The sequence below is a fragment of the Nonomuraea sp. NPDC052265 genome, from assembly GCF_044547985.1.
Taxonomy (GTDB): Bacteria; Actinomycetota; Actinomycetes; order Streptosporangiales; family Streptosporangiaceae; genus Nonomuraea.
Map to the genome: position 1 here is coordinate 37,152 of NZ_JBIUBJ010000006.1, position 22,076 is coordinate 59,227.

The 22,076-nt window shown below is 71.3% G+C and carries 15 protein-coding genes; 11 read left to right on the forward strand and 4 right to left on the reverse strand.

The annotated features are described in order from the left end of the window. Window positions 1-17 precede the first annotated feature (17 nt). From ACIHAD_RS19765 to ACIHAD_RS19810, 10 genes are read left to right on the forward strand one after another with little or no spacing between them, the layout of a single operon-like run. On the forward strand, window positions 18-1,376 hold the full coding sequence (locus tag ACIHAD_RS19765; protein WP_397355939.1) for an extracellular solute-binding protein: 1,359 nt from the start codon (window positions 18-20) through the stop codon (window positions 1,374-1,376). Further along, window positions 1,373-2,311, forward strand: coding sequence for a carbohydrate ABC transporter permease (locus ACIHAD_RS19770; protein WP_397355940.1), 939 nt, complete (start codon window positions 1,373-1,375; stop codon window positions 2,309-2,311). Before ACIHAD_RS19765 ends, ACIHAD_RS19770 begins: the two co-directional genes overlap by 4 nt. Then, window positions 2,308-3,162 carry a carbohydrate ABC transporter permease gene (locus ACIHAD_RS19775; protein ID WP_397355941.1) on the forward strand — a complete coding sequence of 285 codons (855 nt, stop codon included), beginning with the start codon at window positions 2,308-2,310 and terminating at the stop codon, window positions 3,160-3,162. The genes ACIHAD_RS19770 and ACIHAD_RS19775 overlap by 4 nt, the downstream gene beginning before the upstream one ends. Then, on the forward strand, window positions 3,162-4,007 hold the full coding sequence (locus ACIHAD_RS19780; protein ID WP_397355942.1) for an NAD-dependent epimerase/dehydratase family protein: 846 nt from the start codon (window positions 3,162-3,164) through the stop codon (window positions 4,005-4,007). Before ACIHAD_RS19775 ends, ACIHAD_RS19780 begins: the two co-directional genes overlap by 1 nt. Before the next feature lie 23 nt (window positions 4,008-4,030). Next, entirely contained in the window at window positions 4,031-7,183 is a 3,153-nt protein-coding gene (locus tag ACIHAD_RS19785; protein ID WP_397355943.1) for a sugar-binding protein, read from the forward strand. Between the two features lie 12 nt (window positions 7,184-7,195). Beyond that, window positions 7,196-10,348, forward strand: coding sequence for a hypothetical protein (locus ACIHAD_RS19790; RefSeq protein ID WP_397355944.1), 3,153 nt, complete (start codon window positions 7,196-7,198; stop codon window positions 10,346-10,348). Continuing rightward, window positions 10,345-11,838, forward strand: coding sequence for a hypothetical protein (locus ACIHAD_RS19795; RefSeq protein WP_397355945.1), 1,494 nt, complete (start codon window positions 10,345-10,347; stop codon window positions 11,836-11,838). The genes ACIHAD_RS19790 and ACIHAD_RS19795 overlap by 4 nt, the downstream gene beginning before the upstream one ends. A gap of 7 nt (window positions 11,839-11,845) precedes the next feature. Then, complete coding sequence (locus ACIHAD_RS19800) at window positions 11,846-12,553, forward strand: RraA family protein (RefSeq protein ID WP_397355946.1); 708 nt, start codon at window positions 11,846-11,848, stop codon at window positions 12,551-12,553. Continuing rightward, window positions 12,553-15,693 (forward strand): hypothetical protein, encoded by a 3,141-nt coding sequence (locus ACIHAD_RS19805; protein ID WP_397355947.1) that lies wholly within the window; start codon window positions 12,553-12,555, stop codon window positions 15,691-15,693. The genes ACIHAD_RS19800 and ACIHAD_RS19805 overlap by 1 nt, the downstream gene beginning before the upstream one ends. A gap of 14 nt (window positions 15,694-15,707) precedes the next feature. Beyond that, window positions 15,708-16,706 (forward strand): oligogalacturonate lyase family protein, encoded by a 999-nt coding sequence (locus ACIHAD_RS19810; protein ID WP_397355948.1) that lies wholly within the window; start codon window positions 15,708-15,710, stop codon window positions 16,704-16,706. A gap of 37 nt (window positions 16,707-16,743) precedes the next feature. Here ACIHAD_RS19810 and ACIHAD_RS19815 read toward each other — a convergent pair whose 3' ends face one another. After that, complete coding sequence (locus ACIHAD_RS19815) at window positions 16,744-17,475, reverse strand: polysaccharide deacetylase family protein (protein ID WP_397355949.1); 732 nt, start codon at window positions 17,473-17,475, stop codon at window positions 16,744-16,746. A 123-nt stretch (window positions 17,476-17,598) separates the two neighbouring features. On the opposite strand from ACIHAD_RS19815, the gene ACIHAD_RS19820 reads away from it, so the two are divergent. After that, a complete protein-coding gene (locus ACIHAD_RS19820) occupies window positions 17,599-18,600 on the forward strand; it encodes a LacI family DNA-binding transcriptional regulator (protein WP_397355950.1) in 1,002 nt (333 codons plus the stop codon). Between the two features lie 83 nt (window positions 18,601-18,683). On the opposite strand, the gene ACIHAD_RS19825 is transcribed toward ACIHAD_RS19820, so the two are convergent. The 3 genes from ACIHAD_RS19825 to ACIHAD_RS19835 all read right to left on the reverse strand — a co-directional run bounded on the left by ACIHAD_RS19825 (window position 18,684) and on the right by ACIHAD_RS19835 (window position 21,860). Next, window positions 18,684-19,403: a cupin domain-containing protein gene (locus tag ACIHAD_RS19825; RefSeq protein ID WP_397355951.1), complete on the reverse strand. Its 720-nt coding sequence runs from the start codon at window positions 19,401-19,403 to the stop codon at window positions 18,684-18,686. Next, window positions 19,400-20,392 carry a PmoA family protein gene (locus tag ACIHAD_RS19830; RefSeq protein WP_397355952.1) on the reverse strand — a complete coding sequence of 331 codons (993 nt, stop codon included), beginning with the start codon at window positions 20,390-20,392 and terminating at the stop codon, window positions 19,400-19,402. The genes ACIHAD_RS19825 and ACIHAD_RS19830 overlap by 4 nt, the downstream gene beginning before the upstream one ends. Window positions 20,393-20,639: 247 nt before the next feature. Continuing rightward, a complete protein-coding gene (locus ACIHAD_RS19835; RefSeq protein ID WP_397355953.1) occupies window positions 20,640-21,860 on the reverse strand; it encodes an alpha/beta hydrolase family protein in 1,221 nt (406 codons plus the stop codon). Window positions 21,861-22,076 lie beyond the last annotated feature (216 nt).

A 22,076-nucleotide genomic window follows, 5' to 3' on the forward strand; every position in this document is an offset into this window, starting at 1 on the left:
CATGAACTGGAGTCCCGATGAACACGTACATGGCTAGAGGAGCCGCGGGTCTGCTGCTCCTGGCCGCGGTCGCGGCGTGCGGCGGCCCGCAGGACGGCACGTCCGGCGGCAAGACCGAGATCACCGTCTCCGGCATGCCGCCCAGCACCCAGCCCGAGAGCCAGAAGAACTTCCTGGCCCAGGTCGCCGAGTTCGAGAAGGCCAACCCGACCATCAAGGTCAAGCCGACCGAGACGCAGTACGACGTCAAGACGTTCGCGGCCCGCCTCGCCGCGGGCCAGCTGGAGACGGTCTTCCGCGTCCCGTTGACCGACCCGCAGGCCATGATCAAGCGCGGCCAGGTCGCCGACCTCACCGCGGACATGAAGCTGCTCGCCAAGTCCGACTTCGACAAGCGCATCCTGGCCCCGAGCAGCACCCCCGACGGCAAGGTCTACGGCCTGCCCACCGAGGCGTACGCCGCCGGCCTCGTCTACAACCGTGAGCTGTTCACCAAGGCCGGGCTCGATCCCGACAAGCCCCCCGCCACGTGGGACGAGGTCCGGGCCGCCGCCAAGACGATCAGCGACAAGACCGGGGTGCCCGGCTTCGGCATGCACGCCACCGCCAACACCGGCGGCTGGATGCTCACGACCATGACCTACTCCTACGGCGGCCGGATGGAGAAGGAGGAGGGCGGCAAGGTCGTCCCCGCCTTCGACGACGCCCCCACCAGGCAGGCCCTCGACCTGCTCAAGGCGATGCGCTGGGACGACAGGTCGATGGGCACCCAGCACCTGCGCAACCAGGACGACCTGCTGCGTGACTTCGCCGCCGGCAAGGTCGCGATGATGTTGGGCGCGCCCAACCTCTACGGCAGTTACATCGCCAAGTTCAACGGCAAGCCCGAGGTGTACGGCCAGACCACGCTGCCGTCCGGGTCGGGCAAGGGCACGCTGCTGGGCGGCACGGTCGCCGTCGTCAGCCCGAAGGCCACGCCCGAGCAGCGTCAGGCGGCGGTCAAGTGGATCGACGCCGTCTACCTGCGGCCCAAGTACGACGCGGCGCTGGCCACCGAGCGGGCCGAGAAGAAGAAGGCCGACGGTCTCGTGGCCGCCGTGCCGCAGCTGCCGTTCTTCGCCCCGGCGGTCTCCGACCCGGTGATGGCCGCGGAGAAGGCCGCCTCCAACGTCGACTGGGAGCACTTCGCCACCTACAACGAGGGCGTGAAGGCGCAGGAGTTCATCTCCGAGCCGCCCGTCGCCGGCCAGGAGCTCTACGCCGCGCTCGACACGGTGGTCCAGGCGGTGCTGACCCGCCAGGACGCCGACCCGGCGGCCGAGATCACCAAGGCCGTCGAGAAGGTGAAGCCGATCCTGGACAGGTCGCAGCAGTGACGGCGCTGGCCGAGAAGGCGGGCGCGGACACGACGGCCACCACGCCGCGTGCGCCCCGGCGGCGCGGCACCAGGCACCCCTACGCGCTGGCCTCGGTGTTGTTCCTCGCGCCGCTGGTGCTCGTGTTCGCCGTGTTCTCCTGGTGGCCGATCCTGCAGAGCGCCATGCTCGCCTTCCAGCGCACCAACCTGGTCGAGGCGGCGAGCTGGGTCGGCTGGCAGAACTTCACCAACCTGTTCGCCGATCCGCTGCTCGGCAAGGCCGCGCTGAACACGCTCTGGTTCACCGTCCTCGCCCTGATCCTGGGCTTCCCCGTGCCGGTCTTCCTCGCGGTGGTCATGTCGGAGCTGCGCAAGGGCGGCGGCCTGTTCCGCGTGCTGGTCTACCTGCCGGTGGCGGTGCCGCCGGTCGTGGCGATCATGATGTGGAAGTTCTTCTACAACAGCGACTACGGCCTGCTCAACGGCCTGCTCGGACTGGTCGGCCTGGGCCCGTTCCCGTGGCTGCAGGACACCCGGTGGGCGATGCCCTCGCTGGTGCTGGAGGCCACCTGGGCAGGCGCGGGCGGCACGGTGCTGATCTACATCGCGGCGCTGACCAGCGTCCCCAGGGAGCTGTACGAGGCGGCCGAGAGCGACGGCGCGTCGATCCGGCGGCGCGTGTGGCACATCACGCTGCCCCAGTTGCGCGGCGTGCTGCTGCTCATGCTGCTGCTGCAGGTCATCGGCACCTTCCAGGTCTTCACCGAGCCGTTCGTCATGACCGACGGCGGCCCGGAGGACGCGACGGTGACGGTGCTGCTGCTCATCTACCGGTACGCCTTCGTCTACGGCGACTACGGCATGGCCGGCGCGCTGTCGGTGCTGCTGGCGGTCGTGCTCGGCCTGCTGTCGGCGGTGTACCTGCGCATGACGAAGGCTTGGAGCACGACATGAGCGGACTGATCTCCGATTCCGACCGGAAGAAGCGCGGCGTACGCGCGGTGCTCGGCTCGACCCAGTTCGCCGTCTTCCTCGGCGTGCTCGTCGCCGGGCTCGGGCCGATCCTGTGGACGGTCAAGGGGGCGATCTCCCCGACGCGGGAACTGCTCACCGACCCGCTGCGCCTCTACCCGGCCGCCGCCGACTGGTCGCTGCTCGCCGAGGCGTGGAGCAGGCTCCGCATCGGCCACTTCATGCTCAACACGGTCGTGCTGGCCGGAGGGTCGTGGCTGGCGCAGATCGTCGTGTCGGTCATGGGCGCGTACGCGCTGTCGGTGCTGCGGCCGCGCTACGGCAAGTACGTCTACGGCGCGATCCTGGCGACGCTGTTCCTGCCGGGCAGCGTGTCGCTCGTCGCGCTCTACCTGACGGTGCTCGACGTGGGCATCGCCAACACCACGTGGGCGGTGTGGCTGCCGCACGCCGCGCACGCCTTCACCGTCCTGCTGATGAAACGCTTCTTCGACGGGATCCCGCGCGAGTTGTTCGGCGCGGCCCAGGTCGACGGCGCCGGAGCCTGGCGGATGTTCTGGTACATCGTGCTGCCCATGTCGAAGCCCATCCTGGCCGTGACGTCCCTGCTGACGATCATGGGCGCCTGGAAGGACTTCCTGTGGCCCATGGTGGCCATCTCCGACGGCGAGATGCACCCGATCTCGGTGGCGCTGCCCAGGCTGGCGGAGTTCGCCGAGGAGAACATGGTCATCGCCGGCATGTTCATGGCGTTGATGCCGCCCGTGCTCGTCTTCATCGTCTTCCAGAAGTACATCGTGCGCGGCGTGGGGTTCACGGGGGTCAAGGGTTGATGCTCAGCAGAGTGCTCGTCACCGGCGCCGCCGGGCTGATCGGCCGGGCCGTCCTCGCGCGCTGCGCGGCCGAGGACGTGCCGGTGACCGCGCTGGTCCTGGAGGATCCGGGCGACCTCAAGGCCGACCGCGTCGTCGTGGGCGACGCGGGCGACCCCGAGGTCGTACGGCAGGCGCTGGAAGGCGTCGAGGCCGTGATCCATCTGGCGGCCATCCCCAGCCCCAACCACAACCCCCCGCAGGAGGTCTACCTCAACAACACCGGCGCCACGTTCGCGGTGCTCGACCAGGCGGGCCAGGCGGGGGTGCGCCGGGCGGTCATCGCCAGCAGCCTCAGCGTGCTGGGCATGCCGTTCTCCCCGCACGGCCTGGAACCGGCCTACCTGCCGGTCGACGAGGCGCACCCGCTGCTGGCCGCCGACCCCTACGCGCTGTCGAAGGAGGCCGACGAGTCCACCGCGCGCATGATCCACCGGCTGTACGGCATGAGCGTGGTGGCGCTGCGCTTCCCGTTCGTCGGCGGCCCCGAGGACCGGCTGCCCGAACGGGCCGCCGACTTCGCCGCCGAGCCGGCCAGGGGAGCCGTCGACCTGTGGGCCTACCTGGACTCCCGGGACGCGGCCACCGCCTGCTGGCTAGGCGTCACCCGGCCGATCGACGGCTCCCACGTGCTGTTCGTGGCCGCCCCCGACACCATCGTCCCGCTGCCCACCGAGGAACTCGTCCGCCACTTCCTGCCCCGTTCCCCACTGCGCGCCGCCCTGCCCGGCCGGGCCGTGCCGATCGACGTGACCAAGGCCCGCCGAGTCCTCGGCTTCGAGGCGGAGCACCTGTACCGGCTCTGACGAACGGAGAGGATCCACCCCCCATGAGATCCCGCATCCATCTCTGGTTACGAACCGTCATCATCCCGCTACTGATCGTTCCACTGCTGGCCGTGCCGTCCCGGGCGGCCACGGACATCGACGAGGTCGTCGGCGACTTCGAGTACGGCACGCAGGGCTGGACCCTGGGGCTCGGCCCGGAGTTCCCCGGCGCCAAGGGCACCCTCACCAGCGACGCGGCCGACGCGAAGACCGGAGCGCGCTCGGCCCTGCTGACCGCCGACCTCACCGCCGGCGGCAAGTACGTGGAGGCCGGGTACGCCACGACCGCCGACCTGAAGGCGGTGTCGCTCTGGGCGCGCTCGCCCGCACTGCCCACGGTGACGCTGCGGCTGGTGGACAGCACCGGGCAGACCCACCAGCAGCGGCTGCCGCTGGCCGCGGGCGGCGACTGGCAGCGGCTCACCGTCACCGCCTTCGCCGCCGGGCAGTCCTACCAGCACTTCGGCGGGGCCGGCGACGGCGTGTGGCACGGGCCGGCCAAGCGGGTGGCGTTCCTCGTGGAGCGCACCGGGCAGCTCGGGCTCGACGGGGTCACGATCACCGCGCCCGCGCCCGACCTCGCCCTGGGGCAGCGGGCCGTGGGCAACGTGTTCGTGCAGCCCGCCCAGCCCTCGTTCGACGTGACGAGCCGGGGTGACGCGCTGACCTGGAGCGTGCGTGACCTGTCCGGCGTGCAGGTGGCCTCGGGCGACGGAACTCCCGGGACGCTGGCCGTACCGGTCACCAGGCCGGGGCACTACCGGCTCAGCGTGACCGCGACCTCGGCCGGGACGGCGATCGCCACCAAGGAGACCACGTTCGCCGTGCTCACGCCCTTCACCGCGACGGGCGACTCGCCGTTCGGCGTGGCCGGGCACTTCACCCGGGCCGACTGGGGCGCTCCCGGCGGCGACCTGCTGGAACTGGCCGCCAAGGCCGGGGTGCGCACCGTGCGCGACGACGCGTTCTGGGACTCGATCGAGAAGACCAACGGCGTCTACGAGTACGGGCGCTACGACCCGCTGCACGCCACGCTCGACGCCAAGGACATGCGCTGGCTGGCGATCGCCGCCTACACCAACCCCCACCACGACGGGAACGCCACGCCGTACACCGACGCGGGCCGCGCCGCCTACGCCGCCTACGCCTCGGCGTTGATCGGCAGGTACGACCTGCCGTGGATCGAGGTCTACAACGAGTTCAACATCGGCTTCGGCGACCGGGGCAACGGCCCGGCCGACTCGCGCGCCGACTACTACTTCCCGCTGCTGAAGGCCACCTACGAGAAGGTCAAGGCCGACCACCCGCAGGTCACGGTCGTCGGCCCGGCCTCCGCGGGCGTGCCGCTCGCCTGGCTGGAGGAGCTGTTCAAGCTCGGCGCCCTGAACTACCTCGACGCGGTCTCCATCCACCCCTACGTCTACCCGGGCACCCCCGAGTCGGCCGCCAAGAGCATCGACGACCTCGACGCGCTGGTCAGGAAGTACAACAACGGCAGGTCCAAGCCCATCTGGGTCACCGAGCAGGGCTGGCCCACCCACACCGACGCGCGCGGCGTCACCGAGGCCACCCAGGCCGCCTACGTGGTCCGCACCCACGTGACGGCGCTGGCCAAGGGCGTGCAGCGGTTCTTCTGGTACGACTTCATGAACGACGGCACCGACCCGGCGCTCAACGAGGACAACTTCGGCCTGGTGCGCAACACCGCCGACGCCTCCGGCCGGTGGACGCCCAAGCCCGGCTACGTCGCCTACGCCGCCATGACCAGGCAGCTCACCGGGGCCGCCCACGTCAGGCAGGAGGCCGAGGGCCGGCAGCTGTTCCGGAAGGACGGCCACGACCTGCGCGTCCTGTGGTCGGCCCAGCCCGCGACCGTCTCGCTGCGCACCGACGCCCCGCTCACCGTCACCGACCTGACCGGCGCGAGCGAGGTGCTGCGCCCGCTCGGGGGCCGCGTCACGCTGTCGCTGTCCGGCGACCCCGTCTACGTGCGCGGCGACGCCGTGCTGGAGGACGCCGCCCGCTACACGATCACCGGCGGCGGCGCCGTGGTCGGCGAGAAGATCGAGCTCAAGCTGGCCGTGGACACCACGCGCGGCCCTGCCGTACGCGGCAGCTTCGCCATCGGCGACGTCGACGTGCCGGTGTCGGTGCGCGGCGGGCGCAAGGCCGAGATCCCGGTGTCGCTGCCCGCCGTGCCCCGCACCGGCCCGCTCGACCTGGTCGGCCGCCTGAAGATCCACGGGAGGCCGGTCGCCAGGCTCGGCTCGCGGGTCGAGGTGACGCAGCCGTTCGCGATCACCGCCAGGCACGTGCTCCCGGACGACCTGGCGATCACCGTGCGCAACCTGTCGGCCAAGGAGCTCGCGCCCGGCGACCTCGGCTGGACCTTCGGCGCTCGCACCGGCACGCTCCCGATCGCCGGGACCGTCCCCGCGGGCGGCTCGCGCACCGAGCGCCTCCCGCTGGCGGACCTGCCCGCCGGGCCGTACGAGCTGCGGCTGGGCGCCGTCGCGGGCGTCGGCGTCACCGGCCGGGTGGCCCGCGTCGCCGACGGCGCGCTCAACCGGGCCGACCGCGCCACGATCACCGTCGACGGCGTGCCCGACGACCTGACCGGCCGCCCGGCCGTCGACCTCGCCGACGGCACCGTCAAGATCCCCGCCTACGGCGGCGCGGACGACCTCAGCGGCACCCTCCACGTCACCTGGGACGCCGACCGCTTCTACCTCAGCGCCAGGATCCACGACGACACCCACACCCAGACCAGCACCGGAGCCGACATCTGGCAGGGCGACTCCCTGCAGTTCGCCGTCGCCGCCGGACTGCCCGGCGAGACGCGCACCTGGTCCGAGCTCGGCCTCGCGCTGACCGCCCAGGGCCCGCAGTTCCACCGCTGGCTCGGCGAGGGACCCCAACCCGACGCCAAGGTCGCCGTCACCCGGGACGAGACGGCCCGGGAGACCGTCTACGAGCTGTCACTGCCCTGGGCGGCACTCGCCCCGCTCACCCCGCAGGACGGCCTGTTCAGCCTGTCCGTGGTCGCCAACGACAACGACGGAACCGGCCGCGAGGGCTGGATCGAATGGGGCTCCGGCATCGCCGGGACCAAGAACCCCGCCCTTTTCCGCCCCGCACGATTCATCGGGCAGTAGAGGAGAACCCCCTTGCTACGCGCATCAGCGGCACTCGTCCTCGCCTCCGCCTGGCTCGCGATCCCGCCAGCCTCACCAGCCGCCCCCGTCTCCGCCCCCGTCTCCGGCACCGCCGTCTTCGGCAAGACGCTGGAGACGAGCGGCCTCACCATCGACCCCAGCCCGGGCGGCGACGATCCGGCCCTGCACGTCAAGACCTACGGACAGCGCGACTGCTGGGAGATCGGCGTCGGCCGCCCCAGCCAGTACGTCTACGTCACCGTCGATCCCGCGCTCAAGCACCCGGGGGTCAACCACGCGGCCGTGGACATCGACTACTTCGACGGCCCGACCGGCAAGTTCACCCTCGTGTACGACGCGGGCGGCACCGACATCTGGCACGGCGCCAAGGTCGTCGAGTTGGCCGGCACCAACACGTGGAAGACCGCGCACTTCTTCCTCCCCGACGGCGCGTTCGCCGGCGGCCAGTACGGCCACGACATGCGGATCGCCACCTGGGCCAACGGCATGGGCTCCAGCCCCGCGCCGGTCTGCCTGGGCACCTACACCTTCACACCGTCGCCCATCGCCACCGAGGACGAGCAGGTGAAGGTCACCACGCCGGGCAACCTGTTCAAGCCGGGGGAGCGGGCCACGTTCGGCGTGCTCAGCGGGCACAGGCCCGAGGTCGCCTGGACCGTGCGCGACTACAACCGTGCGGTGGTCGCCACCGGCACCGCCGCCGTCGACCCGGTCACCCGCGAGGGCTCGGTCGACGCGGGCGTGCTGCCGACCGGCTACTACACGCTGAGCGTCGGCGAGCGCACCGCGGGCTTCGCGGTGACCGAGGACACCCCGCCGGAGCAGTCCTCGATGTTCGGCGTCAACCACCATCCGCGCCTCGCCCCCGGCACCACCTGGGAGGACACCACCTCGCTGGCGGCCAGAGCGGGCATCGGTAACGTCCGCGTCGACCTCGTCTACTGGAACACGGTCGAGAAGCCCAAGGGCGAATACCGCTTCGACCCGACCCACGACCGCTACGTCGACGACCTGAACGCCAGGGGTCAGCGCCCGCTGCTCTTCCTGGGGCTCGGTAACAGCGACTACGGCTCGATCCCCAACCGGCCCGAGCACTGGGAGGGCTTCCGCGCGTACTCCAAGGCCGTCGCGGAGCACGTCAAGGGCAAGGTCAGCGCGCTGGAGGTGTGGAACGAGTACTACGGCGGCTTCAGCAGCGGCGTCTGCTCCCAGAGCGCCAAGTGCTACGCCAAGCTCCAGGAAGCCGCCTGGAACGGGGTGAAGGCCGCGGCCCCCGAGATCCCGGTCATCGGCGGCTCGTCGTTCAAGGTGCCGCTCGACTGGTGGGAGGAGCTCTTCCGGCTCGGCGCGCTCAAGCACATGGACGCCGTCGCCCTGCACCCCTACCGCGCGCCCGGCGCCCCCGAGGGGATCGGCCTCGACCTGGAGGGGCTCAGGAAGCTGATGCGCACCTACAACGACGGCAAGGAGATCCCGATCTGGATCACCGAGCAGGGCTGGAGCTCGGCCACCGCCAAGGGCGTCGGCGTCAGCGAGAACACCCAGGCCGAGTCGGTGGCCCGCGCGCTCATCGAGGCCAAGGCGGCGGGGGTGGCCAAGTACTTCCTGTACGACCTGGTCAACGACGGCACCGGGCCGGACAACAGCGAGCACAACTTCGGGCTGCTGCGCCGTCCGTCCGCCGACGCGACCGGGATGAACCCGAAACCGTCCTTCCTGTCCTACTCCACCGTCGCCCGTGAGCTGGGTGCCGCCGCGTTCCTGGGCCGGGTCGACACCGGTGACCCGGCGCTGCACGCGGCCCGTTTCGCCGGCCGTACGGTGCTGTGGACGGGCGACCGGTCGGCGCGGCAGGTAAAGCTGCGGGCCGGCGCGCCGGTGGTGGTGGCCGACATGCTCGGCGCCGAGCGCACGCTGACGCCGGTCGGCGGCTGGATCCGGCTCACGCTCACGGGCGCGCCGCTGTATGTGCGGGCCGACGTGCGCAAGATCGCCCAGGACCCGCTGGTACGGCTGGCGGCCCCGGAGAAGGTGATGGCCGGGACGACGATCCCGGTCAAGGTGACCGCGCACGGCGGCATGTCGGTGGAGTTCACCGATGGACTTGTCGCCGACGCTCCCGGTATTCGTACTATTTCCGGAAAAATCGTTGCCAAGGGTGTGGTGACCGGTCTGGCTGTGGCCCAGGTCGAGGTCGTCCCCGCCCCGGTCGAGATCAACCTCAAGCCCGGCGACAGCAGACCCGCGACCGGCGCATCCGGCACCGCCGGTCTTCTCGACGGCCGTCTCCGCGTCGAGGTCGCCAACCGTTCCACCGAGCCCGTCGCCGTCAGCTCGATCGACTGGACCTTCGGCGACCGCAAGGGCACCTTCGACGCCAGGACGACCCTGCCCCCGCTGACCACGAAGACCGTCGAGGCCGAGGTCACCGGCCAGGAGGCGTACGTGGTGCGGCCGGTCACCGCCACCGCCCACCTCGACGGCGGCGGCACCGCCCAGGACAGCGACGCCTTCGGCTTCAGCCCGGTCAAGCGGGCCACGCCCAGGCTGCGCGACGGCAAGCTGCGGGGCCTCGACGGCGTCCCGGCCATCGACCTGGCCACCGTCGGCACCTACAACAAGATCGACGCCTCCGTCGCCGACGGTGACTTCTGGGCCACCTGGGACCAGCGCAACCTCTATGTCGCGGCCGTCGTGACCGAACCCGTCCACAAGGCCGCGGCCAAGAACGAATGGCTGCCCGCCGGTGACAGCATCGGCATCGGCCTGCAACCGGGCCAGCCGGGCGACGGCCTCGGCCGGTGGGGCGCGGAGTGGTTCATGCTCTACGCCGGTGAGACGGGCGTGTTCGTCGAGTCGCTGCCCCGCGACTACGGCGTCGGCCCCATGCCGGGCGCCACGGTCGAGATGGCACGCGACGATACGGCCAAGACCACGACGTACCTGGTCACGATCCCCTGGGACAAGATCAGGCCGCTCTCGCCCGCCGAGCCCGACTTCTCGATGACGCTCACCGTCAACGAGAACGACGGCCAGCCCAGGGACAACTACCGCTCGCTGGGCCTGGCCGGCTGGCAGACCTGGGGCGACGGCCTGAACAACTGGAAGCTCGTCCGCTACCAGCAGGTGAGGCTCACGCGATGAAACGGCTTCTCGTGGCACTGCTGCTGCTCGCCGCCTCCTCTCTCACCGCGACGGCGGAGGTGTTCACCCTCGTGGTGAGTTCGCCGAGCCTGGTCTTCCACGTGGGGCAGGGGCCGATCCAGATCGGTTCCACCGCCGCCTCGATCAGTTACCGCATCGCCGACGAGAAGAACACGACCGTGCGCACCGGCGTCCGCTGGATGGCCTCGGGCACGTCGACGGTCGCCGTCAACGACCTCGGCCCCGGCTACTACACGCTGTCCATGCACGCCGGGGCCGCCCCGCACCCGACCGACATGACCACCTCCTTCGCCGTGATCGAGCCCGTCCCGGTCATGGGGGAGGAGGCACCCTACGGCGCGGCCGTGCACATCGGCCGCCCAGGTTGGCCTGTGTCGGTGCTCGACGACGCGAGGAAGGCCGGCATCAGCCACATCAGGGAGGACGCCTACTGGAACACGTTCGAGACCACCAAGGGCGGCTACACCTTCCCGGCCGCCTACACCGCCGAGATCGAGCACGCCCAGGCGCTCGGCCTCACGCCGCTGCTCATCGCCAACGGCGCCAGCGGCTTCTACGACAACGGCCGCACCCCGAGCAGCCCCGAGGGTGTCGCAGCCTTCGGCCGCTTCGCCGACGCCCTCATGACGAGGTACGGCCTGCGGAACGTCGAGGTGCTCAACGAGTACAACGCCCGCACCTTCAACACCAGCGTGTGCGGCACCACCCCGGCCTGCTACCTCGACGTGCTCAAGGGCGTGGCGGCAGCCGTCGGCCCCGAGGTCGACGTCGTCGGCCCGGCCACGATCGGCATCGGCAACTGCGCCGGCTGCTTCGCACCGACCCTCGTCGGGCTGGGCGGCCTCGACCACGCCGACGCCTACAGCGTCCACCCCTACCACTACCCGGGCGGCCCCGAGTGGATGGGCGGCGACGGCGACACCATCGCCGGGCTGCGCCAGACGGTCGGCGGCGCGCCCGTCTACCTCAGCGAGATGGGCTGGCCCACCGACACCGGCCACGGCACCACCGAGCTTGAGCAGGCCGACCACCTGGCCAGGCTCTACACGATCGCCGGGGCCAACGGGGTCAGGCGGATCTACTGGTACGACCTGGTCAACGACGGGCCGGACCCGGCCAACGCCGAGCACAACTTCGGCATGATGCGTCAGCCGGTCGCCGACGGGCTGGTCACGGTCACGGCCAACGCCCCGAAACCGGCGCTGGTCGCCCAGGCGGTGACCGCCCGCATGCTGGGCGCCAAGGCGTACAGCGGGACCGACGGGCCGGCGCAGCCGGCGCGGTCGGCGCGCTACGGCGACACACGCGTGCTGTGGTCGACCACCTCGGCCACGGCGACGATCACCGCGAGCGGCCCGTTCACCACCACCGACGTCTACGGGCGCACCACCACCCGCACCTCACCCCTCACCCTGCCGCTGGGACCCTCACCGATCTTCGCGCGGGGCCCGATCACGAGCGTCACCTAGGAGTGGCATGCACCGGCTGAAACGCTGGAACACCCCCACCGTCTACAACGGCTGGGAACAGATCACCCAGCACGACATCGCCTTCCACCAGGAGGAATCGCGCGACTTCATGCCCCAGATGGGGCCCATGGTGGGCCGGGCGGTCACCGTCGTCATCGAGCCGGGCAACCCGGAGCACCCCGCTGACGTGTGGGAGGACTACCGGCGCTACGTGGCCTCGGTCGACGGGCCGAAGATCGTCGTCGTGCAGGACCTCGACAAGCCCAGGACCGTCGGCTCGTTCTGGGGCGAGGTCAACAGCGGCGCGCACCGCGCGCTGGGCTGCGTCGGCACCATCACCGACGGCGCGATCCGCGACCTGGACGAGATGACCGGCGCCGGGTTCAAGGCCCTCGCCAGGCGGCTGTGCGTCGGGCACGCCCATGTCCGTCCGGTGCGCTGGGGCGTGCCGGTCGAGGTGTTCGGGCAGGTGGTCGAGCCGGGGCAGCTCGTGCACGCCGACAAGCACGGGTTCCTGGCGATCCCGGCCGAGGACGAGGACGGGCTGCTGGAAGCGGCGGCCTTCATGGACGCCAACGAGTGCGGCACCGTCATCCCCGCCGCGCAGGCGGCGGGCCGCTCCCACGAGCAGGTGATCGCCGACCTCGGCGCGGCGGGCAAGGACTTCGCCCGCGCGGCCGGAGAACGCTACGGACGGCAAGGAGAATCCCGCTGATGAAGATCACCTTACGGAGCGTGGCCGCCGCCTGCGCGGCCACCCTGGCGGCCGGGCTGCTGGCTGCCCTGCCCGCCCAGAGCGCGAGCGCCGCGGCGGCGGCCACGGCCGTGCTCGGCGCCGACCCCGTCTACACCGGCATCGTCAAGGCGTGGCCGGGCGACGGCGACAAGGACCCGGCCCACGCCGTCAGCGAGCGCGGCGGCGAGTCGTGCTGGCAGATGTCCGGCACGCCGTACAACCGCTACGTCTACGTGGACGTGGCCGACGCCTCGATCCCGGCCGGGGCGACCCGCGCGTGGGTCGTGGTCCGCTACTTCGACGCGGGACCGGTCGGCCTCGACGTCCACTACGACGGCAAGGCGGGCGCCTTCACCGGCAGCGGCAACGTGGCGCTGACCGGCACCGGCACGTGGAAGAGCTCGGTCATCGCGCTCGGCGACATCACCTTCAGGAACCGGGCCAACGGCGCCGACTTCCGGCTCAACGTCAAGGCCGACGCCGCCTCGATGCCCGGCGTGTGCTTCAGCAAGGTCGAGGTGCACTTCACCGACCCGTCGCAACTCACGATCACCAACCCGTCGCTGGTCTTCACCCAGGGCACCAACACGATCGACGTCGCCGCGGCGGCCGACAAGGTCGAGTGGACCATCGGTGACCCGAACGGGGTTCCGCTGAAGTCGGGCACGCTGGCGGTGGCCAACGGCACGACGAAGATCGATATTTCCGATCTCGGACCAGGTTATTACCGGCTGACCGTCTCGACCGGGTTCACCTCCCGTTCCACCTCGTTCGGGGTCATCACCCCGAACGCCACGAAGGATCCGTACTTCTCGGCCGCCATCCACTACGGCTGGCAGAAGGACACCGAGGAGCAACTGCTCAAGACGGCCGCCCGGATCGGGTGGACCGAGGTGCGCTCCGACGCCAACTGGTCCGGCATCGAGAAGCAGGCGGGCGTCTACGACTTCACCGCCTCCCTCGACTCCGGCCTGCGCAAGGCGTACGAGAACGGCATCACCACCATGCCGATCCTCGGCTACCGCAACCCGTTGTACGACGGCGGCAAGACGCCCAGCACCCCCGCCGGCCTGGCCGCGTTCGCCCGCTTCGGCGCGGCCACGGCGGCCAACTACGCCCCGTTCACCAAGGACTTCTCGATCTACAACGAGTACAACTCCACCGGCTTCAACGACGGCGCCTGCGGCATCACCCCGCAGTGCTACCTCGACGTCGTCAAGGCCCTCTACCCGGCCATCCACCAGGCGGTGCCCACGGCCAACGTGGTCGGCCCGACCTCGGCCGGCACCCAGCTCGCCTGGCACGACCAGTTCTTCGCCCTCGGCGGCCTGGACTATCTCGACACGCTGAGCGTCAACTTCTACGGCTACGCCGACGCCGGGGCCGGCACGCCGCCCGAGCGGACCGTGATGACGACCGAGTTCCCGCAGCTCGTGGCGAAGGTCAAGGCCAAGAAGAACATGCCGATCTGGATCAGCGAGAACGGCTGGCCCACCCACACCGCCGGCTCGACCGAGGCCCAGCAGGCCGACTACCTGATCAGGGCGCAGACGCTGGCCAGGAGCGCGGGCGCGGACAAGTACTTCTGGTACGACCTCATCGACGACGGCGACAACGCCGGCGAGCGCGAGCACCGCTTCGGCCTGTTCCGCCGCCCGGCCCCCGGCGTCGCCGCCCCGTCGCCCAAGCCGGCCGCCGTCTCCCAGGCCGTGCTGATCCGCAAGCTCGCCGGCCGCACACTCGGCGCCCGCCAGAACGTCGGCGACGCCGACGTCTACTCCTACCCGATCAGCGGCGGCACCCGGTTGTTGTGGGCCACCCAGCCCCGCCCGGTCACACTCGCCGCGCTCGGCGACGTCACGCTGACCGACCAGTTCGGCGCGGTCAGCACGCTCAGGCCGCAGGCCGGCAAGGTGCGGCTCGACCTGGACGGCAGCCCCGTCTTCGTCTCCGGCCTCATCGCCTCGGTCAAGGCCGGCGCCTCGCCGCTGTCGGTCAGCGCCCCCGAGCAGTCGGTCACCGGCGAGAAGCTGGCCGTGACAGTCACCGCCGACCGTACCGGCGGCGCCAAGCTGCCGGGCAGGCTGGCGGTGGCCGCCGGCGAGGTCAAGGCCGACCTGGTCACCCGCAAGGGCCGGAAGACGTCGGTTACGCTGGAGTTGCCCGCCACTCCGGCCACCGGCCGCAGGGCGGTCACCGCCACGGTCGCCGACGACCGCGGTCCCATCGCCCGGCTGCGCTCGGGAAGCCAGGTGGTCAAGCCGTACACGGTCAAGGGGCGGCCGATCATCGTCGGGAAGAAGCTCCGCGTCACCGTGACCAACAACAGCCCCGCCACACCGGTCAAGCTGAGCTCCGTCGGCTGGCAGGTGGGCTCCTGGCGCGGGGTGGTCGCCGATCCGGCCGAGGTGCCCGCGCTGGGGTCGGTCTCCGTGGAGGCCCCGGTGCCGGACGCCCTGCCGTACGTGAACTACAGCTACGCGGTCACGGCCGGCAACGCGAGCGACACCGGGTCGCTCAGCTTCAGCCCGATCGAGAAGGCCGGGGCGACCACCCTGGACCCGATCGACCTGGACGGCCTGGGCCGCTGGGTCGGGCTCCGCGGCGGCACGCGGACCGGCCCCGACGACCTGTCCGGGACCATCCGGTTCACGCACAGCCCGGACGCGCTGATCCTGGACGCGGTCATCAAGGACGACGTGCACAACGCCGCCCGCACCGACCCGTCGCTGAACTGGCAGGTCGACTCCGTGCAGTTCAACCTGTACTCGGCCTTCCCCGGCGAGCTCACCGGTGAACGGGTCGAGGTCGGCGCGGCCCTGCTGCCCTCGGGGCCCGCCGCCTACACCTGGACCCGCCCGGCCGGTCCGACCCCGGGCGCCGACCTCGCCATCACCCGGGACGAGACAGCGAAGACCACCACGTACCGCCTGGCCGTACCGTGGGCGTCGCTCGGCTACGACAAGCCGCCGACCGGCGTGATCGGGATCTCGTTCCTCGTCAACGACGCCGACGCGGGAACGGGCGGCGACGCCCGCGACGGGTACCTCGAATGGGGCGGCGGCGTCGGGGCCGCGCCCAAGAACCCCGCCCTGTTCCGCTCCGCCCAGCTCGTCTGAGAGGACCCGCACCGATGCGAATCGTCGCCACGGGCGCGCACCTGACCTACCCGCACGCCAACGGCTTCCACGGCGACCGCCTGCTCCTGGCCCGGTACGAGGAGGGGCGCGGCGCGACCGCCGTGATCAGCGTGGGTCTCGACGGGCAGGACGAGCGTCTCGTGGCGGCGATCGCGCCCAGGCGGGACGGCGTGGTCCGTCCCGCCTACCCCGACGTCGCCGAGGAGACCGGGCGGGCCGCCTGGATCTGGGACGACGTCCTGTACATCGCGGACGGACCAGGCGAGGCCGAGATCGTCTACACGGCCGCGCACCTTCAGGACGTCTGCGCCATCACCCGCGACGGCGGCAGCGTCGTCGTGGTCAGGGAGACCGGGGCGCGGTGGATCTTCCTCAGGGTGGACCTGGTCACCGGCGCGGCGACCGAACTGTTCACCCGCGACTGGCAGGCCAACCACCCGCACCACAGCCCTTTCGACGAGTCCTGGCTGGCGTACGCGCACGAGGGCCCGGCCCTGGAGATCCCCGACCGGGTCTGGGCCTGGCACGACGGCGGGCACGTCCAGGTGCTGGACCAGGCGGCGATCTCCGCCGATCCGGGCGCGTTCGTCGCCGTCGGTCACGAGCGCTGGCTGCACCACGACCTCGGCGCGGCCGTCGTCGCCTATGGCGACAGTGCGGCCGGGCCACGGGGCCTCTACTTCGCCCACCCCGACGGCCGCCCGCCCCGCCTGGTCGCCGCGGGCGAGCGCCTGTGGCACTGCGACGTCAGCCGCGACGGCCGCTGGGCCGTCGCCGACACCACCGGCCCGGCCGACCGGCCAGGCCGCGGCTGGCAGGACGCCGGCGGCGTCTCCGACGTGCTGCTGATCGAGGTGGCCACCGGCCACCAGGCATGGCTGGCCCGCACCACGGCCACCCGTCACCCGGACCACCCACACCCGATCTTCTCTCCGGCAGGCGACGAGGTCCTGTTCAACCACCAGGGCTCCGTCGCCGCCGTCGCCCTCTAGGGACGCCCCTCATGTCCGGCTTCGGCCGCCGCGCTGCCTACACCGGCGTCGGACTCGTCATGCCGGTCTGATCCAGGTCGTCGAAGCCCAGGACGCGGAGTCCCAGCTCGGCGGCCTGGGTCAGCACCATCTCCAGCCGCGCCGGTGACACGTGGTTGCACTCGTGCGAGTCCGCGACCGCGTGCGCGTAGAACGTCACCGCCTCCTCCCGCGCGGCCGCGCGTACCAGGGCCGAGCGCACGGAGGCGTCGTCGACCCCGGCCGGCCTGAACAGCTTGCCCGTGTCGATCCCCGCCCCGATCAGCACCCTGCGCCCGGCGACCTCGGCGACCGGGGTGAAGATCTCGTCCAAGGTGTCCAGCCCGCCTTCGGCCGGATGCCCGGTGCCGCCGCGCAACCGGCGGAACACCCCGCCCAGCACGGCGTCCGACCGCTCGTCGCGACGGCTCACCGGATAGGCGAAGCTCGCGGCCTCGAACCCGTGCGCGCGCAGCGCCGCCAGGCACGGGTCGACGTCCTCGGCCAGGTAGCCGTCGCCGCCGAGCGCCGCGATCCGGTCGGGCGCCCACAGGTGCCGCAAGCCGTGCGCCCCCACGGTGTGCCCGTCGCCGGCCAGCTCGCGCAATCGCCTCCAGGCGTCGTCGTCGAGCTTGTACGGCTCGCTGATGAAGAACGTCACCCGGGCGCCGTGCTCCCTGAACACCCCGCGCATCGCGCTCCACTCGGGCACGAAGAAGTCGTCGAAGGTCATCAGCAGAATACCGCTCATGGGCATCGAGCTTAGCGTGTTAATGCACTAACTCTGAAGGTCGGCGGTGGAGAGGGTGAACGATCACTTCGGCGAAAGGGGGACCGGCTAGGCTGTGACGCGCAGAGCGAGGAGAGGGGGCCCTTGGACGAGGCTGAGACGCCGCGCCTCACGATCCACGAGGTGGCCCGGCGCGCGGGCGTGTCGCACCAGACGGTGTCCCGGTACTTCAGCAAGAACGAGACCCTGAAGCCGGCGACCCGCGCCAAGATCGACCTGGTCGTCCAGGAGTTCAACTACCGGCCGAACCTCGTCGCGCGTTCCATGCGCACACGGCACACGAACCGGCTGGCGATCACCCTGCCCGCGTCCGGCTACCTGTGGCCGGCGCGCATGCTCCGCGCCGCCGCGGCGTCGGCGCACGCCGAAGGCTTCCAGCTGGAGGTTCTCAGTGTCGAGGGCGATCCGCGTGCCAGGGCGGAGCGGGTGCTGGAGCTGGCCGGGTCGGGGCAGGTCGAGGGCGTTCTGTCGCTGACGCCTCTGGAGATCGATCCCGCCGCCTCGCCGGTGCCCATCGTCGTCACGGGCGACTACGACGACAAGCTGCGCGGGGTCAACGAGCTGGCGGACGCCTCGCCGATCGAGGAGATCATCGACTGTCTCGCCTCGCTCGGCCACCGGGTCTTCTTCCACATCGCGGGCGCGCAGAGCTGGGCCTCGGCCCGCAACCGCAAGCTCGTCTTCGAGCAGACCATCGAGCGCCGCGGGCTCACCTCGTACGGCGTCGCGCTCGGCGACTGGAGCCCCCAGTCCGGCTATGACGCCGTTCGCGGCCTGCCCGACGGTTGTGGCGTGACCGCCATCGTGGCCGTGAACGACCACGTGGCGATGGGCGCCGTACGCGCGGCGTTGTCGCGGGGCTGGCGGGTTCCGGGTGACGTCAGCGTGTTCGGCTGGGACGATGAGGAACTGGGACGTTTCGCCACCCCCGCACTCTCCACCGTGGCGGTGGATCGGGAGTCGCAGGGGCGGGAGGCGATGGCCCGGCTCATCGCGGCGGTGCGCGGCGAGCCCGCGCCGCCTCCTTCCGAACGGTCGATCAACCGGGTCATCGTCCGCGAGACGGCCGGCCCGCCGCCCGGCTGAGGGCCCGCACGTCCTGAGCCGGCCGGACCGCTCCGCGCTCGACACCGGCGTGGCTTCCCGTGCCCGGGCGGGCGTGGGCGAGGTCAGGGCCGCGGTGCCCACGTCCGTAGCCGGCCGCACATGCCGAAGGCGCGAGGACCCGGCTTGGACGTGGTCCGCACCACGGTGGCCCGCCCGAGATGGGTGGGATCGCCGCCCGCGATCGCGTCGAGCTGTGACATCGTGCGCTCGGTCTCGGCGGCGACGGTCTCCTTCCACAACTCCTTCCAGGACGCGGCCCGGGGACGGACGATCGCCGCCGCCAGCCGATGGAAGTCCGCCAGCGCCCGCCCCCCACGCTCCTCGGCGTCCTCCACCAGCCGCCGGAACCCGGTGACCGCCAGGTCCCTGCGCGCCCGCGCGGCCGCCGCCCGTTCGTCCTCGGAACCCAGCACCGGCAGCGTCGCCGCGGCGAGGTAGGCGTCACGGTCGCGCAGGACGTCGGCGGGGAAGGTGAGCACGGCGTCCCCGGCCTCGGGCAGGCCCGCGTTCTGCATGATCACCAGCAGCCGCAGCCCGTCCTCGTTGACCAGGCGGTGAATCGTCCCGGGCGAGAACCACAGGACCGTGCCCGCTTCGAGCCGGTCCCGGGAGAAACCGGCGGCACTGAGAGTGTGCACCTCCCCGCGGCCCGCGGTCACGACGTACGCCTCGGTCGAGACCGTGTGCAGGTGCGGCGTGCCACCGTGCACGCCGTCGGCGCACTCCCAGTCGTAGACCGCCAGATCGCTGATCGAGGTGCCGCCGGGGAACAGCGGGGTCACAGCGCGAACTCCGCGCCGAGCTCGTCCAGCTCGGCCCGGTCGCACATGCGGTCGATGAAGACGTAGCGGTGCGCGAGTTCGAGGGTGTCGCCGTCGGCCAGCGAGATCTCCTCGTCGAAGGAGGGGGAGGGGCTGATCACGGCGAACGGCTCCGTGCGGACGAACCACTTGATCGGCACCGGCGCGCTGGAGTGCCCGGCGATGGCCAGCACGGTCCCGCCGCCGTCGATCGCATCGTGCTGCCCGACCACGGCCAGCCACGGGGCCTCGACGCCCATCATCTCCTCACCGCCCAGACCGCCGGCGCCGATGATGGTGCCGCCGGTCCAGGACCTGGGGCCGCGCCAGAAGTAGCCCGCGTACCCGGCCATCGGCCGGCCGTGGGTGGTGGGGCTGCCGAAGTCGAGCGTGGCGCCGCGGACGTTGTGCAGCGTCGTGGTGAAGTCCAGGGCCCAGACGCCCCGCGCGCTGTCCACGCCGTGGAAGACCTGGCGGCGCTGCTCGGTGACCCAGTGCTCGCCCCGCGCCGAGACCCAGTGCAGGTCCTCCTCGGCCACGACCCGCCTGCCGTCGGAGGAGACGTCGGTGAAGGCGAGGTGGTTGATGTGGCCGAGGTTGTCCTCCCAGTGGTAGTCCCGCTCCACCGAGAAGGTCGGGCCGCCCCAGAAGTTCTGTCCCGACAGGTGTGCCCAGGTCATCTGCAGGCCCTTGTGCCAGCGGTGGTCGTGCGGCCGGTAGACCGACATAGGAGCGCCCGACAGGCTGCGGATGGGATGGAGGTAGGGCTTGGGGGACTCGGCGTCGGGGGCGTCCGGCTGGTGGACGTACCGGGCGATCTGCACGTCGCCGGCGGTGATGACCAGGGACTTGTCCTCTTCGCGGACGGTGAGCGTGGTGTCAGGCATGGTGCGGGCCCTTCTGCTGGAATCGGGCGACGTCGGCGGCTTCTCGCGCCACACCCACGCGCCCGCGTCCAGGGCGGCGATCATCGCTTCGCGATGCGGGACCGGCGGGATCGGTGTGGCTCCTTCGGACGGAGCAATAGTGATCGATCACTTTTGCTTGGTCAACCTATGTCGATCACCCTTCAGGGTCAACCCCCGTGAAGAGGGCGCCGCTCGAAGGCCGCGGTCAGGGCTTGTGCCGAAGTCGTCGGCCCGGTCGTGGATCGACGACGAGAGGTCTCCGGTAGCCGGTCGGTCGACCAGGACACACCTGCTGCCGGAGACCTGGTGGCTAACGGGCGATCACCCGCACCTCGGGAAATCGCGAGGAACGCCCGTCCAGCAGGTTGCCCTTGCGTCGTAGATGCAGATCGAAGAAGGCCCTGGTGTAGGCGCGGGTGACGGCCACGGAACGCGCCGCCGACAGTGTCCCGTTCACCGCTCGCAACTGCTCCTTCGACAGGCCGAGCACCGCGGCCGCCTGCTCGTACACCAGCGGCAGGTCGGTGTAGGAGTTGTGCTTGGCACCCTTGGTCTTCACGTGCAGCCGCCAGCCCTTCAGCCGGGACCAGAAGGCCTTCTGCCCGCGGATGGGCTTGTCGAAGATCTCGGCCTCCATGAGCATGTACGGCTTGGCCAGTCCTTCGGCGGCCACCTTGCCGAGGGCGGGCCCGTCCAGGTTCAGGACCGCCTTGACCCGCCGGTCCTTCAGCATCGTCGCGGCGGCCGTCGCTCCTCCCGCGGAATGGCCGAACATGCCGACCCTGCTCAGGTCGAACGCGCCACGCAGCCCCTCCGGCAGCTTCCGGCCTTCGGCATCGGGGTTCTGCCCCTTGTTCAGCTCCTTGAGCCGGTCCAGCACGAAGCGCGTGTCGGCCACCCGCACCTTGATCTCTTCGGCCTTCTCGCCCAGCCTGCTCACCGGGACCGGCTTGAGCACACGGCCGGTGACCGTGCCGTCGGGGAACTCCACCTCGCCGGCATCGCCCGGATGATCGATCGTGACCACCATGTACCTCCAACTGGCCAGCTCTTCGACCGTGGTGGTGTTCATGGAACGGTCGGCGCCGTTGCCGGGCGAGAACAGGACGACGGGCAGCCCTCGGCCCGCCACCCGGGCCCCTTCGCGGCCATGGGTCGAAGGCAGGCTGACAGCCGCAGGCGAGAGGCCGTTGTTGCGGTAGAAGGCCTCGGCGGCGCGAGGCGGCAGCCAAGGCGCAGCGGGGCGGCCGTCCGGACGACGCGTGGGATACCACAGGCTGATCATCAGCTCGCGCCGCTCATGGGCTTTGATCCACGGGTCGGCCCTGGAGCCGTCACGCAGGTGCAGCGCGACGGTGCCGATCTCGCGTGGACCTGTCGGCTGGGGCAGGGCCACAGTGACGGGCTTCGACCCGGCCACAGTGACGGGCTTGGACCTGGCCACAGTGACGGGCTTGGACCTGGCCTGTACGGCGGGCCCGGTGAGCAGCAGGCCGACCGCCACGGCAGAGGCCACGCCCCGTCTGAGCAATGCGCAATTCATAACGGCCACGCTATGGACGCCCGCTGCCCGGAACCTCGCCACCGGAGATGATTTCGGCACTCATACGAATGAAGGAAACGCCCGCCCGCCCGGAGGGGACATCGAGGCCACCTTGATCTTGACAACGAGGGCACTCCCCGCTACGGCCTCGTACGAGAGGCGTCATGAGGCGCCGGCGTTCGACGGTAACCGCTCCGCGCGAGC

What these genes read in the sequence shown, in the direction of transcription:
- ACIHAD_RS19765 (WP_397355939.1), top strand. Translation starts at nt 18, where the DNA reads ATGAACACGTACATGGCTAGAGGAGCCGCGGGTCTGCTGCTCCTGGCC.
- ACIHAD_RS19775 (WP_397355941.1), top strand. Translation starts at nt 2,308, where the DNA reads ATGAGCGGACTGATCTCCGATTCCGACCGGAAGAAGCGCGGCGTACGC.
- ACIHAD_RS19780 (WP_397355942.1), top strand. Translation starts at nt 3,162, where the DNA reads ATGCTCAGCAGAGTGCTCGTCACCGGCGCCGCCGGGCTGATCGGCCGG.
- ACIHAD_RS19785 (WP_397355943.1), top strand. Translation starts at nt 4,031, where the DNA reads ATGAGATCCCGCATCCATCTCTGGTTACGAACCGTCATCATCCCGCTA.
- ACIHAD_RS19795 (WP_397355945.1), top strand. Translation starts at nt 10,345, where the DNA reads ATGAAACGGCTTCTCGTGGCACTGCTGCTGCTCGCCGCCTCCTCTCTC.
- ACIHAD_RS19800 (WP_397355946.1), top strand. Translation starts at nt 11,846, where the DNA reads ATGCACCGGCTGAAACGCTGGAACACCCCCACCGTCTACAACGGCTGG.
- ACIHAD_RS19805 (WP_397355947.1), top strand. Translation starts at nt 12,553, where the DNA reads ATGAAGATCACCTTACGGAGCGTGGCCGCCGCCTGCGCGGCCACCCTG.
- ACIHAD_RS19810 (WP_397355948.1), top strand. Translation starts at nt 15,708, where the DNA reads ATGCGAATCGTCGCCACGGGCGCGCACCTGACCTACCCGCACGCCAAC.
- ACIHAD_RS19815 (WP_397355949.1), bottom strand. Translation starts at nt 17,475, where the DNA reads ATGAGCGGTATTCTGCTGATGACCTTCGACGACTTCTTCGTGCCCGAG.
- ACIHAD_RS19830 (WP_397355952.1), bottom strand. Translation starts at nt 20,392, where the DNA reads ATGATCGCCGCCCTGGACGCGGGCGCGTGGGTGTGGCGCGAGAAGCCG.